Annotated in this window: 11 protein-coding genes; 4 read left to right on the top strand and 7 right to left on the bottom strand. The window is 45.7% G+C overall.

What is annotated here, in order from left to right; translation table 11 throughout:
- Positions 1-40 precede the first annotated feature (40 nt).
- The 3 genes from gap (at position 41) to kdsA (ending at position 2,835) form a co-directional block, all read left to right on the top strand.
- Entirely contained in the window at positions 41-1,042 is a 1,002-nt protein-coding gene (gene gap / locus QVP94_RS14960; RefSeq protein WP_005861834.1) for a type I glyceraldehyde-3-phosphate dehydrogenase, read from the top strand.
- A 69-nt stretch (positions 1,043-1,111) separates the two neighbouring features.
- Positions 1,112-2,035 (top strand): tRNA (adenosine(37)-N6)-dimethylallyltransferase MiaA, encoded by a 924-nt coding sequence (gene miaA / locus QVP94_RS14955; protein WP_005861832.1) that lies wholly within the window; start codon positions 1,112-1,114, stop codon positions 2,033-2,035.
- Complete coding sequence (gene kdsA / locus QVP94_RS14950; protein ID WP_022192913.1) at positions 2,032-2,835, top strand: 3-deoxy-8-phosphooctulonate synthase; 804 nt, start codon at positions 2,032-2,034, stop codon at positions 2,833-2,835. Before miaA ends, kdsA begins: the two co-directional genes overlap by 4 nt.
- Before the next feature lie 62 nt (positions 2,836-2,897).
- On the opposite strand, the gene QVP94_RS14945 is transcribed toward kdsA, so the two are convergent.
- Complete coding sequence (locus QVP94_RS14945) at positions 2,898-3,548, bottom strand: Crp/Fnr family transcriptional regulator (RefSeq protein WP_369799702.1); 651 nt, start codon at positions 3,546-3,548, stop codon at positions 2,898-2,900.
- A 213-nt stretch (positions 3,549-3,761) separates the two neighbouring features.
- Here QVP94_RS14945 and QVP94_RS14940 point away from each other — a divergent pair, with 213 nt between their 5' ends.
- Positions 3,762-5,966 (top strand): DUF5686 family protein, encoded by a 2,205-nt coding sequence (locus QVP94_RS14940; protein ID WP_022192912.1) that lies wholly within the window; start codon positions 3,762-3,764, stop codon positions 5,964-5,966.
- Here QVP94_RS14940 and QVP94_RS14935 read toward each other — a convergent pair.
- From QVP94_RS14935 to QVP94_RS14910, 6 genes are all read right to left on the bottom strand, one after another.
- Complete coding sequence (locus QVP94_RS14935) at positions 5,960-6,832, bottom strand: N-acetylmuramoyl-L-alanine amidase-like domain-containing protein (RefSeq protein ID WP_022192911.1); 873 nt, start codon at positions 6,830-6,832, stop codon at positions 5,960-5,962. The two genes, QVP94_RS14940 and QVP94_RS14935, sit on opposite strands and share 7 nt — an antisense overlap.
- Before the next feature lie 3 nt (positions 6,833-6,835).
- Positions 6,836-8,857 (bottom strand): excinuclease ABC subunit UvrB, encoded by a 2,022-nt coding sequence (gene uvrB, locus QVP94_RS14930; RefSeq protein ID WP_008774064.1) that lies wholly within the window; start codon positions 8,855-8,857, stop codon positions 6,836-6,838.
- Positions 8,858-8,860: 3 nt separating this feature from the next.
- Positions 8,861-9,055, bottom strand: coding sequence for a PspC domain-containing protein (locus tag QVP94_RS14925; RefSeq protein WP_005861820.1), 195 nt, complete (start codon positions 9,053-9,055; stop codon positions 8,861-8,863).
- Positions 9,056-9,238: 183 nt separating this feature from the next.
- Entirely contained in the window at positions 9,239-10,135 is an 897-nt protein-coding gene (locus tag QVP94_RS14920; protein WP_005861818.1) for a sugar phosphate isomerase/epimerase family protein, read from the bottom strand.
- Positions 10,136-10,167: 32 nt separating this feature from the next.
- Positions 10,168-11,967, bottom strand: a complete 1,800-nt coding sequence (locus QVP94_RS14915) for a RagB/SusD family nutrient uptake outer membrane protein (RefSeq protein ID WP_009276573.1) — start codon at positions 11,965-11,967, stop codon at positions 10,168-10,170.
- Between the two features lie 17 nt (positions 11,968-11,984).
- Positions 11,985-15,167: a SusC/RagA family TonB-linked outer membrane protein gene (locus QVP94_RS14910; RefSeq protein WP_502685451.1), complete on the bottom strand. Its 3,183-nt coding sequence runs from the start codon at positions 15,165-15,167 to the stop codon at positions 11,985-11,987.
- Between the last annotated feature and the right edge of the window lie 8 nt (positions 15,168-15,175).

Raw genomic sequence — 15,175 nt, 5'->3', positions numbered from 1 at the left:
AAGACTTATTATTAATAAACCCATAAAAAGTTTTATTACAATGATCAAACTAGGTATTAACGGTTTTGGCCGTATCGGACGTATGGTGTTCCGTGCTGCAGTTGCTAACTTTGGCAACGATATTCAAGTTGTAGGTATCAACGACCTTTTGGATGCTGATTACTTGGCATACATGTTGAAATATGACTCAGTACACGGTCGTTTCGACGGCGAAGTAGCTGTAGAAGACGGCGCTTTGGTTGTAAACGGTAACAAGATCCGTTTAACTGCTGAGATGGATCCTGCTAACTTGAAATGGAACGAGGTTGACGCTGACGTTGTTGTTGAGTCTACTGGTTTCTTCTTGACAGACGAGACAGCTCGCAAGCACATCCAAGCTGGCGCTAAGAAAGTTATCATGTCTGCTCCTTCTAAGGACGCTACTCCTATGTTCGTTTACGGTGTTAACCATACAACTTACGCAGGTCAAGACATTATCTCTAACGCTTCTTGTACTACAAACTGCTTGGCTCCTATCGCTAAGGTTTTGAACGACAAGTTCGGTATCGTTAAAGGTTTGATGACGACAGTTCACGCTGCTACAGCTACTCAGAAGACTGTAGACGGTCCTTCTAAGAAAGACTGGAGAGGTGGTCGTGGTATCCTTGAGAACATCATCCCTTCTTCAACGGGTGCCGCTAAGGCTGTAGGTAAAGTATTACCTGTATTGAACGGCAAATTGACAGGTATGGCTTTCCGTGTACCGACTTCTGATGTTTCTGTTGTTGACTTGACAGTAGTTCTTGAGAAAGAGGCTTCTATGGCTGACATCTGCGCTGCAATGAAGGAGGCTTCTGAAGGCGAATTGAAAGGTGTTCTTGGTTATACTGAAGACGCAGTTGTTTCAACTGACTTCCGTGGCTGTGCTAACACTTCTATCTTCGACGCTAAAGCTGGTATCTCTTTGGATTCTAACTTCGCTAAGATCGTATCTTGGTACGACAACGAGTGGGGTTATTCAAACAAAGTTTGTGAGATGGCTCGCGTTATCGCTGGTAAGTAATTTATTACCACTCTACATAGAAAAGGCTATCCTCTTTGAGGATGGCCTTTTTTTTCGTACGTTTGTATCATGAAATCATATGAACTTATCACGATTCTAGGGCCTACGGCTTCTGGAAAGACGACCTTCGCCGCCGCTCTCGCCGCCCAGTTGGATACGGAGATCATCAGCGCTGATTCCCGGCAGATCTATCGTTCCATGGATATCGGGACGGGTAAGGATTTGGCCGATTACAACGTGAATGGAAAACAAATCCCCTATCACTTGATCGATATCTGCGAGCCCGGCTATAAATATAACGTATTTGAGTATCAGCATGACTTTTTCCGGGTCTATGAGGATATGAAGCGGAGGGGTAAACTCCCGATCTTATGCGGAGGAACCGGGATGTACATAGAGGCCGTACTAAAAGGATATAAGCTATTAGACGTGCCTCAAAATCCTGAGCTAAGGGAATCCTTGAGGAATAAAACCTTGGAGGAGCTGGAAACCATCCTCGCCTCTTATAAGATATTACATAATAAAACGGACGTGGACACCGCCCAGCGGGCTATCCGTGCGATCGAGATCGAGGAGTATTATAAGACTCAGGCACCAGACGTAAATGAATATAATCCGATCAACAGCCTGATCATCGGTATCCACATCGACCGGGAATTACGTAGGGAAAAAATATCCAGACGCTTGCGGACCCGGTTGGACGAAGGAATGGTGGATGAGGTTCGTACGATCTTGGCTACGGGTGTTAAACCGGAGGACCTGATCTATTACGGATTGGAATATAAGTTTCTTACTTTATATATTATCGGGGAGCTTTCTTTTGAGGAGATGGTCTCGCAACTCGAGATAGCGATCCATCAATTCGCCAAGAGGCAAATGACTTGGTTCCGGGGCATGGAACGCCGGGGTTGCGAGATTCATTGGATAGACGCCACCCTACCGACCGAAGAAAAAATAGCGACAACAATGCGAATTCTAAATAATCAGCTATGATAACAATAAACGATCTAAATAAAAGCGAGAACTTCTTCTTGATGGCAGGTCCTTGCGTAATCGAGGGGGAAGATATGGCGTTACGTATCGCCGACAAAATAGTGGGTATCACGGAAAGACTGCATATACCCTATGTATTCAAAGGCTCCTATCGGAAAGCGAATCGCTCCCGTCTGGATTCTTTCACGGGCATCGGGGATGAGAAGGCGTTAAAGATCTTACGGAAGGTGGGCGAGACGTTCAATATTCCCACCGTTACCGACATCCATGAGACAACGGAAGCTGCCATGGCCGCCGAATATGTCGATGTCCTTCAAATCCCGGCTTTCCTATGCCGTCAAACTGACTTATTGGTAGCGGCGGCCGAGACCGGGAAAATCGTCAATATAAAGAAAGGACAGTTCCTTTCGCCGGGTGCCATGCAATTCGCCGTACAAAAGGTAGTGGACGCGGGAAATGATAATGTCATGATCACCGAGCGGGGAACGACATTCGGCTATACCGACCTTGTTGTCGATTTCCGGGGTATCCCGCAAATGCAAACATTCGGTTTCCCAGTCATTATGGATGTAACCCATTCCTTGCAGCAACCGAACCAAACCTCCGGCGTGACCGGTGGATTGCCCGCCCTTATCGAGACGATAGCGAAAGCCGCTATAGCCATAGGCACGGACGGCCTGTTTATAGAGACCCACCCGGAGCCAAGCCAAGCCAAATCCGACGGGGCCAATATGCTCAGACTGGATTTATTAGAAGATCTTTTGACACGTTTGGTACGTCTACGCCAAGCGATCCTATAAAAAATAAGGGGCCCTTACTAAAAAGGCCCCTTTATTTCTTATTTTTACGATCAATAATCTAATTATCCCATCTTGCTGATCTTCTTCAACCGATCTTCATCTATCAACTTAATCTTTCTACCGTCTAAAGCAATGATACGTTCCGCCACAAAGGTGGACAACGTGCGAATAGCATTCGATGTAGTCATATTAGATAGATTTGCCAGATCTTCACGAGCCAAATAGATGCTTAACGTAGCACCGTCTTCTTCCAGCCCGTAACTATCTTTCAGGAATAACAAAGATTCAGCCAATCGCCCACGAATATGTTTTTGCGTAAGGTTAACCGTACGTTCATCCGAGATACCGAGATCAATGGATAATTGTCGGATGAAAAACATAGCCAAATTCGGATTGCTCATTAAAAGGCCCGTAACCACTGTCATAGGAATCATGCAAACCGTAGAAGCCTCGAATGCGGAAGCGTTCGTCAAGTAATCTTCTTGAGCGAAACTAGCCCGGTAACCAAAATACTGCACAGGCTTAATCATTCGGATAATCTGGCTTCTGCCACCTACTCCATCCTTGTAAATCTTCACTTTACCCTTTAACAAGCACATCATGTCCTTTGGTTCGTCGCCCTCGCAATAAATCAACTCATTACGTTTGAAATGCTGGATCGTCGAATTACTACGGAGGATCTCACGTTCCTTATCAGTCAGAACCCTCCACACCTCTGATAAACTGGCCGATAAATCGACCTCTTCTTTTTGCTGTTTAACCACGACTGCTATATAACATACTTATGAAGCACAAATATACGATTTTTCTTTTGAAAAAATAAAAACTTTTGTACGATTAATTACACCATATTGTAACATTTTACTTTCTTTCACGTCTAAACTGAAATTTATTCATTATGTTTGTCTGGAAAGAATGTAAAATCGTTGAAAAAGTTATATTCGATACTTACCTTGATTTTAATCTCTATAAGTATTTTCGCAAAGAGCACTGATACTTATAGTGATAAGATCCTGTCTTTTGGCAAGGGGAATCGAGAAACGAGAGAACGGGCGGACTCGATCATGCACCTTGTCATCGAAAAAGCGGCCCAATACCAAAATACGGTATCGAAATACGAGGCTGAGATTTATATCAAAGGACGTACAGAAATTTTAAAACAAAATATGTTAATACGTCTCGCCCATCATATCTTTCCTATCGACCGGAAAAATAAGGATATGCTTTTTGAAATGGTCAGCCAATCTAAATTTAACGCCCCGCAGAACTATCTTCATGATCTAAAGGCGGTCAACGGAAACAGCATACCCAACGGGAAAAAGCAACAGGAGGCCTTGGCTTTCTTGAATTTGAACGTATATTCCCCCACCGCTTACGATGATGCCATCTTCATGCCGATAGCCAGCAACGCTTTTAAGTTTTATACGTTCAACTTGGAAGGGCTGGAGACTATCAACGGCTTGACGATTTACAAAATCCGTTTCCTGCCGAAGCAATGGAGCCAGAAATTGGTATGCGGGGATTTATATGTCATCGACCAGTCATGGACGATCGACAAGATCGATATGAACGGTCGTTACTCTTTCGCCGAATTCAACCTAGTCATGAGCTACGGACGGGATTTCAGGCGGTTCATCCTACCCGAGAAGGCAGATCTATTCCTCCGATACAGGGTATTGGGAAACGCGGTGGCAACCACCTACCATTCTTCCTTTAAGTATCAGGAAGTGGAATGGGTGGAGGAGGACAACGAAAGCCATAAGTGGAAATCCTTGGACCTGACCAATTATTACAAACTCTCGTCCGATACGGTTCCTATTATCAGGGATTCCACGTATTGGAATATCCATCGTGACAATCCCTTGAGTCCGGATGAAGCCCACTTATACAGTAAAGCCCAAGAGCAGAATATAAGTAAAATCGATACGGCCGATGATCTCCAGAAGTACGTTAAGCTAACGGAGCAGTTGACGAATACGGTCAATATGGATTATAAAACGACCCGTATTAAATATTCCGGCTTTCTAAATCCGTTCCAATTGGGTTATTCCGCCCGTAACGGCATCACTTACAAACAGCGATTCCGTATCAGCAAGACATTCGCCCGTGACAAACAAATTCGTTTCCGTCCGGAGATTGGTTACGTATTCAAGCGCAAGCAGATATTTTTCAAGGTCGGAGGCGATTGGGAATACTCGCCGCAGAAACGGGGAATCTTATCGGTAGAGGTAGGAAACAGTAATGAGAGTTATTCTTCCGAGATCACCCAAAAGATCAATGAGGAATTGAAGGATTCCACCTTCAATTTTGATGATTTAAACCTTGAGTATTTCAAACACTACTATGCGGAAATAAAAAACTCCATCGAGTTATTCAATGGGTTTCAATTAACAACAGGCATCTCTTACCATCGCCGTATCCCCTCTAAAAAGAAAGTGGCGATCGATCCCGGGGATGATGTAGAGGAAATACTCAGCCAAAATTATAATGACTTTACGCCCACGCTCGGTTTCTCCTATACCCCCCGCCAATATTATCGCATGGACGGATACCGGAAGGAGTATGTCTATTCTTACTATCCCACGATATCAATCGAAATAGCGAGAGGTATCCCCGGAGTCGGGAAAAGCTCGGGAGATTACGGACGTATAGAGGCGGATGTGCATCAAAGCCTTATGCTTGGCCTGTGCAGACGATTGAACTATCATATCAGCGCCGGTCTTTATACACAACAGAAGTCTACCTATTTCGCAGACTTTAGGTATTTCACCCGCAGGAATTTCCCCGATACGTGGGATGATCAGATTGGCGGAGTCTTCAATCTACTGAAAGGCGAGTGGTTCAATGCCTCCGATAAGTATATACAAGCACATTTCATGTATGAAAGCCCTTTTATCTTATTTAAGGTTCTCCGCATCAACTCCACGAAAAAGTTCATGCAAACGGCCTCACGCTATATCCTCTCCGAACGCTTTTATTGGAGCCAGCTATGGACACCGGTCTTGCCTAGCTATACGGAAGTCGGATACGGGATCGGGAACCATATCTTTAATATCGGGATATTCGCCGGATTCGATCGCTGGCATTACCAAAGCATGGGATTCAAGTTTGCCTTCGAGTTATTTCAATGAATCGATAGTGGGCGGGCTACCAATATCCCTTTACAGCTCTTTATCCCCTCGGCGTAATCTCGTAAGGAGGATGCTTGGATGATTACCTTTTTAGCGGAAGAAGAGGCATGGATAAATGTCAGTTGTCCATCCTTCCAATAGGCGATCCCGACATGCGTCACGTCCAGCCCCTTGATAGAAGTAACAAAACAGAGGATATCGCCGTTCTTGATTCCGGACGAACATTTCTCGATCTCCTGTTTAGGCACATAATAATGAGGACGTAGGTTTATCTCCTTTTCCTTATCGGCCATCCTTCGAACTCTTTCCGGATGGTTCTTCAGTTGCTTATAGCTATCCGGATGCGTAGAGATAAAAGATAAATTCAAAGGTAGGGAGGCACCACCGATCTCCCTCCCCATATCTTTCACGATTCCTTTTCGCTCATTCTCATAGAACCAGTCCGTCATATAATGCAAACGATCCGTGTAATCCCCTATCGTACCCTCTCTGTACCGGAGCCGTTGTAGATTCTCACAGAAGTTCTCAAAGGTAGTTTTTTCCTCTCGCAGGGTACGGGATAAAGCCAATACGGTCTCCGCGAATGTGGTGCAATCCAATTCCCGCAGATTGACCACCAAGCCCTCCGGCTCCTTTTCCAAGGTAGAGGCGACATAAGGAGTCCCCCGGAAGAAAAGGGCGGTATGGATCATTAGCTCGTCTAGGGGTAACGACTTCTTAGGTTCCATCTGAGTACAATACCGATCGAAAATAGCACGATCCTCATCCGTACAATACAACTTACGGGATGTATGCTCTTGGGCGTTCACTAAAAACACCATACATACACACATCCAAAAACCGAGCAATATCATTCCCCTTCTCATAAGCTAATCCTTTTTCGTTTTCAGTAAATCCTCCAATTTCACCAGCTCGTCACGGAATTGGGCAGCCTCGATGAAATCCAGTTTCTTCGCCGCCTCTGTCATCTGTTTGCGGGTCCGCTCGATCGCCTTCTCAAGCTGCGTACGGTTCATATATTGCACGACCGGGTCCGCTACCAAACTTGGTTCCGGCTCTATATAAGCGTAAGGCTCCGCCGTTTGTTGTTTCTCGGCAAGCATGGATACACTGTTTTTCATGACTTGCTTCGGAGTAATGCCATGCGCCTCGTTATAAGCCATCTGTTTCTCCCGCCGGCGATTGGTCTCGTCCATGGTCTGTCGCATACTCGCCGTGATCTTATCGGCATAGAAGATAACCTTTCCGTTCACGTTTCGGGCGGCACGCCCGGCTGTCTGTGTCAAGGATCGGTGGGAACGCAAAAAGCCTTCCTTATCCGCATCCAAGATAGCGACCAACGAGACTTCCGGTAAGTCCAGCCCCTCACGTAGCAGGTTGACACCGATCAGCACGTCAAACAGGCCATTCCGCAGGTCGTCCATAATCTGTACCCGCTCCAAGGTATCTACATCGCTATGTATATAGTTACATCGTACCCCCATGCGGGTCATATAAGTAGTCAGTTCCTCCGCCATACGCTTGGTCAAGGTAGTCACCAAGACCCGCTCGTTTTTCGCCGAGCGTTGCGTGATCTCCTCCATCAAGTCATCGATTTGGTTTAATGAAGGGCGGACATCGATAATCGGGTCCAGCAGGCCTGTCGGACGTATCACCTGCTCCACCACCACTCCCTCGCTCTTTATCAGCTCGTAATCGGCGGGAGTAGCGCTCACATAAATGCCTAGAGGCGTCAACGACTCGAACTCATCGAAGGTAAGCGGACGGTTATCCATCGCCGAGGGCAAACGGAAACCATACTCCACCAAGTTTTTCTTCCGGGCATAATCCCCGCCATACATCGCACGAATCTGCGGGATCGTCACATGGCTCTCGTCTACGACAAGCATGAAGTCTTTCGGGAAATAGTCCAACAAGCAGAAAGGACGATCTCCCGCCGCACGTCCGTCGAAATAGCGGGAATAGTTCTCGATACCCGAGCAATGCCCTAGCTCCCGGATCATTTCCAGATCAAAAGTGACACGTTCATACAGGCGTTTCGCCTCAAAGGGCTTACCGATCTCCTTCAAGAGATTCACCTGCGTACCCAAATCCACATCGATCTGGCCAATCGCCATATTAATACGATCTTGGGTGGTCACGAATAAATTAGTAGGATAAATATTCAACTCATCCTGCTCATCATACTCCTCGCCTGTCAACGGATTGAAAGAGGAGATGCGGTCTATCTCATCATCCCAGAACTCAATACGGTACGCCATGCCGTCGAAGGTCTCGATCGCCGGGAAGATATCCACCGTATCGCCATTCACACGGAAACAGCCACTTTTGAACTCCAGCTTATTATTCACGTACAAGGCGTCTACAAACCGGCGCAACAGCTTATCCCGGTCGATACGCATACCCCGTTCCAGATGCGTCACTTTCTCGGCGAATGCCGTAGGATCCGCCATACCATATAAGCAGGATACGGATGAGACCACGATCACGTCCTTACGACCCGACAATAAGGAAGCCGTGGCCCTCAAACGCAGCTTATCGATCTCCTCATTGATCGCCAAATCTTTCTCTATATAGGTATCGGTAGAAGGTAGATAGGCCTCCGGCTGATAATAATCATAATAAGAGACAAAGTACTCTACCGCATTATTTGGGAAAAACGCTTTAAACTCACTGTATAACTGAGCGGCAAGCGTCTTATTATGGCTGAGTATCAAGGTTGGTCTCTGAACTTCCTTTATCACGTTAGCGATCGTAAACGTCTTACCAGAACCGGTAACACCTAAAAGTGTTTGAAAAGGAACGCCGCTCTTGATCCCTTCCGACAATGCCGCAATCGCCTCGGGTTGGTCACCCGTGGGACTGAACGAAGACGATATTTCAAAATTCATTCTTTATCCGATCTGTTGTTTAGGCATTATTAACCATAATATAATGTAGAGCAGTATACCGAATCCGGCGAAAAGAACCATCAATACCCATACGATCCGTACGATCGTCGGATCGATATCCAAGTATTCCGCAAGACCGGCACAAACACCCCCTATCATCTTATTATTCGAACGAGTCAATCTTTTCTTCTCTTCCATTATCCTCTATTTTAACAATTAGACAGTATACACGCAAAGATAATTTTTTCCCTCTAATAAAATAACAACTCCTGTCGATAATTCTTACAAATACGACAATGCCCATTGCAGGCTCTTTATAATGGGCATTATAAAGCACTTACAATGGGCATTCAACACCGCTTACAATCGTGATTAAGCGGCCTATCGATCCAGCAACTCTTGCAAATATTTACGAGTTTGGATCACATAATCATGGCGGGTACCATTCAGCTCACATTCAATTGTTATCGCACCCTTGAATCCTTGTTTTTTCAACTCGGCAATCACTGCGGGAAAATCTACATCGCCCGTAGGGATCGGTACCTCATGGCCCAGCTCATACGGATTGTTAGGATCCGGATACTTGCCATCCTTCGCATGGAACTCTTTAATCAAGTTACCAAACAACTTGACCGCATCCAGGGAGTTCGACTTGCCATACATTAGTAAATTCGCCAAATCACAATTGATAAACAAATTACCCGTACCGATATCCCGGATCGCACGAATCAAAGTGATTGGTGTCTCCTGCCCAGTCTCGAAATAAATCAAGACATTACGCTCCTTCGCATAAGTAGCCAAGCCACGCATCACCTCAATGAAATCCTTATACTGCGCCGAAGACGGATCCTCTGGAATAAATCCAAAATGCGAGTGCATAGCCGGAATACCAGCCTGTACACAAAAATCGATCATTTTACGGTATAAGTCCAACTTCTCGAAACGCTCATCGATAGGTACCAGGCCGATCGTAGCCGGTCCTTGACGAAAATTCCACGTACTTTTACTTCCCGGCACACCAACCAACGTAGTTACCCGGATCCGGTGCTTCTCGGAAGCGGCCTTCACCTGCTCCGCCAATTCCTTCGTGAATCTTTTTTCACTATAATTTAACTCACAAGAACCAAAGCCCTGCTCATGCAGGGCTTTGAAACTCTTATCTATATCGCGTACATCATATTGGATGACACCGATCGTGATCTGTTCCTGCGCCTTCACGCCCGGACAAATCAAGGCCATAGCCACCACGTACGCCCATATATATTTCCTAATGTTCATATTCCTTATTATTCAATCTAAGAATCAATCAATTATTGTTCCATAGTCGGATTGAACGTACCTCCCCAATTATTATTCTGCTCCAAATTCGGGTTCTCGTCCAAGTAAGTTTTCTTGATCGGGAAGAAATAGAAGCTTTCCTCGATCACGAACTGGCGCTCAGCTGCCTCCGTATAAGGAACTTGATGGATTACGTAGCGAAAATCACCGGTAGTCAACTCATTCTTGGCGATCCGGTCGCGAGCGACGTTCAAGTCCATATCCGAGCCATCCGGGTTGACTGCGATCGCCTCGATACCATGTTTCGTCCAACCGGCCAACATCATCATATTACGCGTACGGCGCAAGTCCCAGAAACGATGTCCCTCATAGCACAGCTCGATATGACGTTCATCCAAAATCGCCTGACGGATCTCCTCACGGCTACCAACCTTCAAGCCATACAAACCATCCGCCCCTGCCTCTATACCCGCACGCTTACGGATCTGTTTCAACAAATCGATAGCTACATCAGAATGTCCGTTCTCATTAGCGGCCTCCGCATAGATGAACATCACTTCGGCAAAGCGCATCAAGATATAATCAATATCGAACGTCATCACCTTGTCTTGTGTCAAGGAAAGATCAGACACTTTGTAATTATACATTCCAGAGAAAATATCATTGTTGGCCGCATTGACACCCGCATTCGGATTGACACCATATTGATCGTCTGCGTTGCTCACACCCAAGGCGTTATACATACGGTTGTCGGCAGATCTACCAGCTACCGGCCATTCGCGTCCGTTATACAAACAAGCCCTGTTGAAACGCGGATCGCGATTCTTCCAGAAAGCCTTCAGCAAAGCCTGCTCGTCACCTACGTAATACTTGCCCGTAGGATCGTCGTAACGCTTACCATCCAACATCGGGAAATCCTTTACGAATTCCCAAGTAGGATTATGATAAGGTTTATCACGGCTCACAGAAGCCGGACGCGTACCATACTCCCAAGTAGCGACACGGTTCGGATTTGAATAAATAACCGGGAAGATAACCTCCGGACCTCTTTCTTGCAACCAAATATCCGCCGGATTCTCTGTCAACGCGATGCCATTCTGCACACAAAAATCATACGCCTCCTTAGCCGCCACGTAAGCCTCTTTCCAGTATGCGTTATCATACATACGTTTCGGATTGAACTGAGGAGAAGCTTTCAGTAACAAGGTCTTTGCTTTCCAAGACTTTGCAAAACACTGGTCTATACGCCCATAATCACTGGAACTACCAGCTATTTTGGCAGGCAACAAGGAAATCGCATGATCCAAATCCTCTATCATAAACTGGAAACATTCCGGCGTAGAGTTACGTTTCACGTACAAATCATCCTTATCTTTATCTTGCGGCACTTTCAAATAAGGTACGCCACCATGATGCAACACCATCCAATAATACATATAGGCACGCATGAAATAGGCTTGTCCCAACATGAAATCCACAGCTTTCTTATCCTCTATCACGCTAGACTCCAGTTTAAAGATCGCCTCATTGATGTGGCGGATCTTGGTATAGTCCCATTTTTTATAACTATCCCCAGTCTCCGTGATCGTACCCAAATACCAAGGAATGCCCGTCACTTGATCCGAATTTTGGTCGGCAGAAACACTCCAGCCCTCAAAACACTCCTCATACAGATTGTTCACGTACGCCTGAGCCAGGTTAAGGTCTCCCCAAACCATAGACTCATCGTAGGTCTCTAGGTTGTCGATATCCAACGTGTCACAGCCTGTTGTCATTCCACCTAACAGAAAGGCCGCACTAATTATCGCGTATTTAAATTGAATCATTTTCATATCTTCCTATATTATATTTAGAATGAGAAATTAAGACCAAAAGAGAACGTTCTCATCAAAGGATAAGAATCATAATATTCTTGTTCCGGATCCAAGAACTCGGTCACAGCTGAAATACAGAACAAGTTAGTAGCATTCGCAAATACCTGAGCATGCGTGATTCCTAACGGACGAAGAATAGCCATAGGCAAATCGTAACCAATATTTAGATTCTTCAAACGCAAATAAGCGCCATTGCGCATCCAGTAACTCGTATTACCCGCTCCAGACTCATACCAACTCGTGCCCGTGATACGTGGATAAACCCCATCCGGATTAAGTTCCGGATCATACACCTTATCACTCGTCCAAATCGGGAAATAAGGACGAATCGTACCACCATGTTGATAGAAACCTCCATCTACGCCACCTACGAAGCGATCATATTTTCCGACCCCTTGAAAATGCACATCCAGCGTGATTCCCTTCCACTTGATACTACCGCCAAAACCATAATTGATACGTGGCGTACCATTCTCACTCAACAAATTATACTCATCATTGCTATCAATACGTCCGTCCGGTCCCTCCGAGTAGCCATCGCCTCTCGTATCCTTATACAAGATACCACCCAGATAAGGATCCCGTCCAAATTGCTTGAAACCTTTCGCCTTCAAGGCTTCCACCTCTGCCGGATCCGTCAGCAAGTGATCGGCGATCAGGCCCGTCAAGATTCCCTCAGCCTTACCCTGTTTTGACAACGCATGCAGGTTACCCCCTTCTCGATAAGTGGCATCCTCATCCAATACATCCCAACGATCACGAGCGAATCCCAGATTCAAGTAGGCAGAGTAAGTAATCTCGCCATTCGCGGCCTTATCCATCCAAGTCAGAGCCAACTCACCGCCTCGCCAAGAACGCTCGGCATAGTTTTCCGGAGCCAAAGCCTGTCCGTACGTGCTTGGGAGTGTCACCGTACGCGGTCCGAGGATATCTACCTCTTTCCGATAAAAGGCATCGAACGTTCCAGACAAACGATTATTGAAGAAACCAAAATCCAAACCACCATTATAAGTAGTTGAGGTTGCCCATGTCAAGGCATAGTTCGGAGTCGCTCCAGCCACAATCGTATTTGCCAAGTTATTACCAAAGATATATTTTTCACCCAATTGATACTTTTGCAAATAAGAGAACGCATCCACCTTGTCAATCGGGTCCTTGCTCAAATCCATATCATTACCCGTCGTACCATAAGAGGCACGGATCTTCAAATTACTCAACCAATCAGATGTCGGCTCCATGAAAGACTCTTGGCTGATACGCCATGCGGCAGATACAGAGGGGAAGAAGCCCCAACGCTTACCGTCTGGGAAAAGGGTATTACCATCGTAACGGAAAGAAAATTCTGCTATATACTTCTGATCAAATGTATAATTGAAACGGCCGATCCAAGAAAGGCGCCCTCCGTTCTTCTCCTTCGCCTCGCCCCAGCGTCGCAAAGCATCGGATGAGTAGTTGAACATCTGGTCTAAATTCGTAAGCGGAGACTCACCTTTGGCCGATACCTCCTCGCCACCATTAGATGCCTGCTCGAATACCACCATGGCTGCCACATCATGCTTACCGAACGTATTGGCATAATTCACGAACCAGTTGAATTGCTCGGTCCACAATTGTTTAGTCTTATACTCCAGATTCTCGTAATTCTGCGAGAAGTTGAAGGTATTATATTCATTCAAATTCAATGGAGCCGGCAAAAAACGATTGCCTTGCGGATCCGCTTGCTGGAATTTATAGTTTTTCTGGAAGGTCATAAAGCGCTTCCGGTTGTAATCGTGGCCTAGATAAGAGGCCATCACTTTCGTGCTCAAACCTTTCGTTATGAAATCAAGGTTGATATTGAACGAAACGATACCGTTCAAATTACGCCGACGTGTCTTCAAATAACGGTTTCCAACCACTTGATCCACGGGATTCCATCCCTGCCAAGAGCCATAGTCTTGATAGATCGGATAATCCGTGATGGTGTTAGCGGGCGTTCCGTCTAAGTAAGAGTAAAACGGCGTTGTCTTCATTGCGTTGAAGGTACAACGATATAAATCGTACACCGATTGGTCGTCATCGTCAGAGAAAGGCCAGTAGAAACGCTTATCGTTCGATTGATTCGCATCCAAGTTCACATTCATGGTTATATACTTGGTCAAATCGACAGAAAGGTTCGAACGTAAGGAGAATTTCTTATTCTCCAACGACACATACGATCCCTCCTCGGCCAAGAACGATCCCATCACATAATACTTTACCTTATCCGTACCACCGTTCACGCTCAAGGAGTGTTTCGTATTCCAGGGATTCTGCCAAATATAATCGTTCACGTTATAGTTGATCTTATTATCACGGAAATAGGCATACTCCTCCTCGCCATTAGGAAGCGGCGTACCTTGGAAACGAGCTACCGCATTCTGGTAGTCCAAATCATCAATCGCATCCCAACGGTCGGCAAACAATTCCTGAGTCGGTTTACTAAACGCATAAGAACCTTGGTAATTAAATATCGGTTTTTGGTTTTTCGTTCCTCCCTTAGTCGTTACCAACACGACACCATTTCCAGCAGCGGAACCATAGATTGAGGCGGTAGCCGCATCTTTCAAGAAGCTCATTTGGTCTATTTCATAAGGTTCCAATAAGTCGAAAGCCTCTTTATCGCGAATCACCCCATCAATAACGAACAAAGGATCACCGAATCCTCCACGCATACGAATCTCGGATTTAGCCCCCATCAAACCAGAGTTGCCCGTGATCGTAGCTCCCGGAGCACGTCCGGCCAAAGAGTTTGAAAGATTTGTACTCGGGATCACAGATAGATCATCCGCTTTCACGTTCGATATAGACCCGGTCATGTTCACTTTTTTCTGCACGCCATAACCTACGACAACGACCTCATCCAACTTCTGCGTATCCTCTTTCAAACGGATTTCCAACGTACTTTTCCCTGCCACAGGAATCTCACGGTCTAGATATCCGATATAAGAAACCACCAAGATTGCGTTTTCAGGAACATTGATTAACGTAAACTTACCATCCATATCGGTAATCGTACCGTTTGTCGTACCTTTTACAAGAATGTTTGCACCAATCACTGGTATACCGGCTTCATCAATAACGGTACCCGTCAATCTTATATCATTCTGATTTACAGAATAATTATGGGGGGGGGGGATTTTGTACA

The organism is Parabacteroides sp. CAG:2 (assembly GCF_000436315.1).
Taxonomy (GTDB): domain Bacteria; phylum Bacteroidota; class Bacteroidia; order Bacteroidales; family Tannerellaceae; genus Parabacteroides; species Parabacteroides distasonis.
Note: the sequence above shows the minus strand (reverse complement) of the source record. Positions and strands in the feature narration are given on the sequence as shown.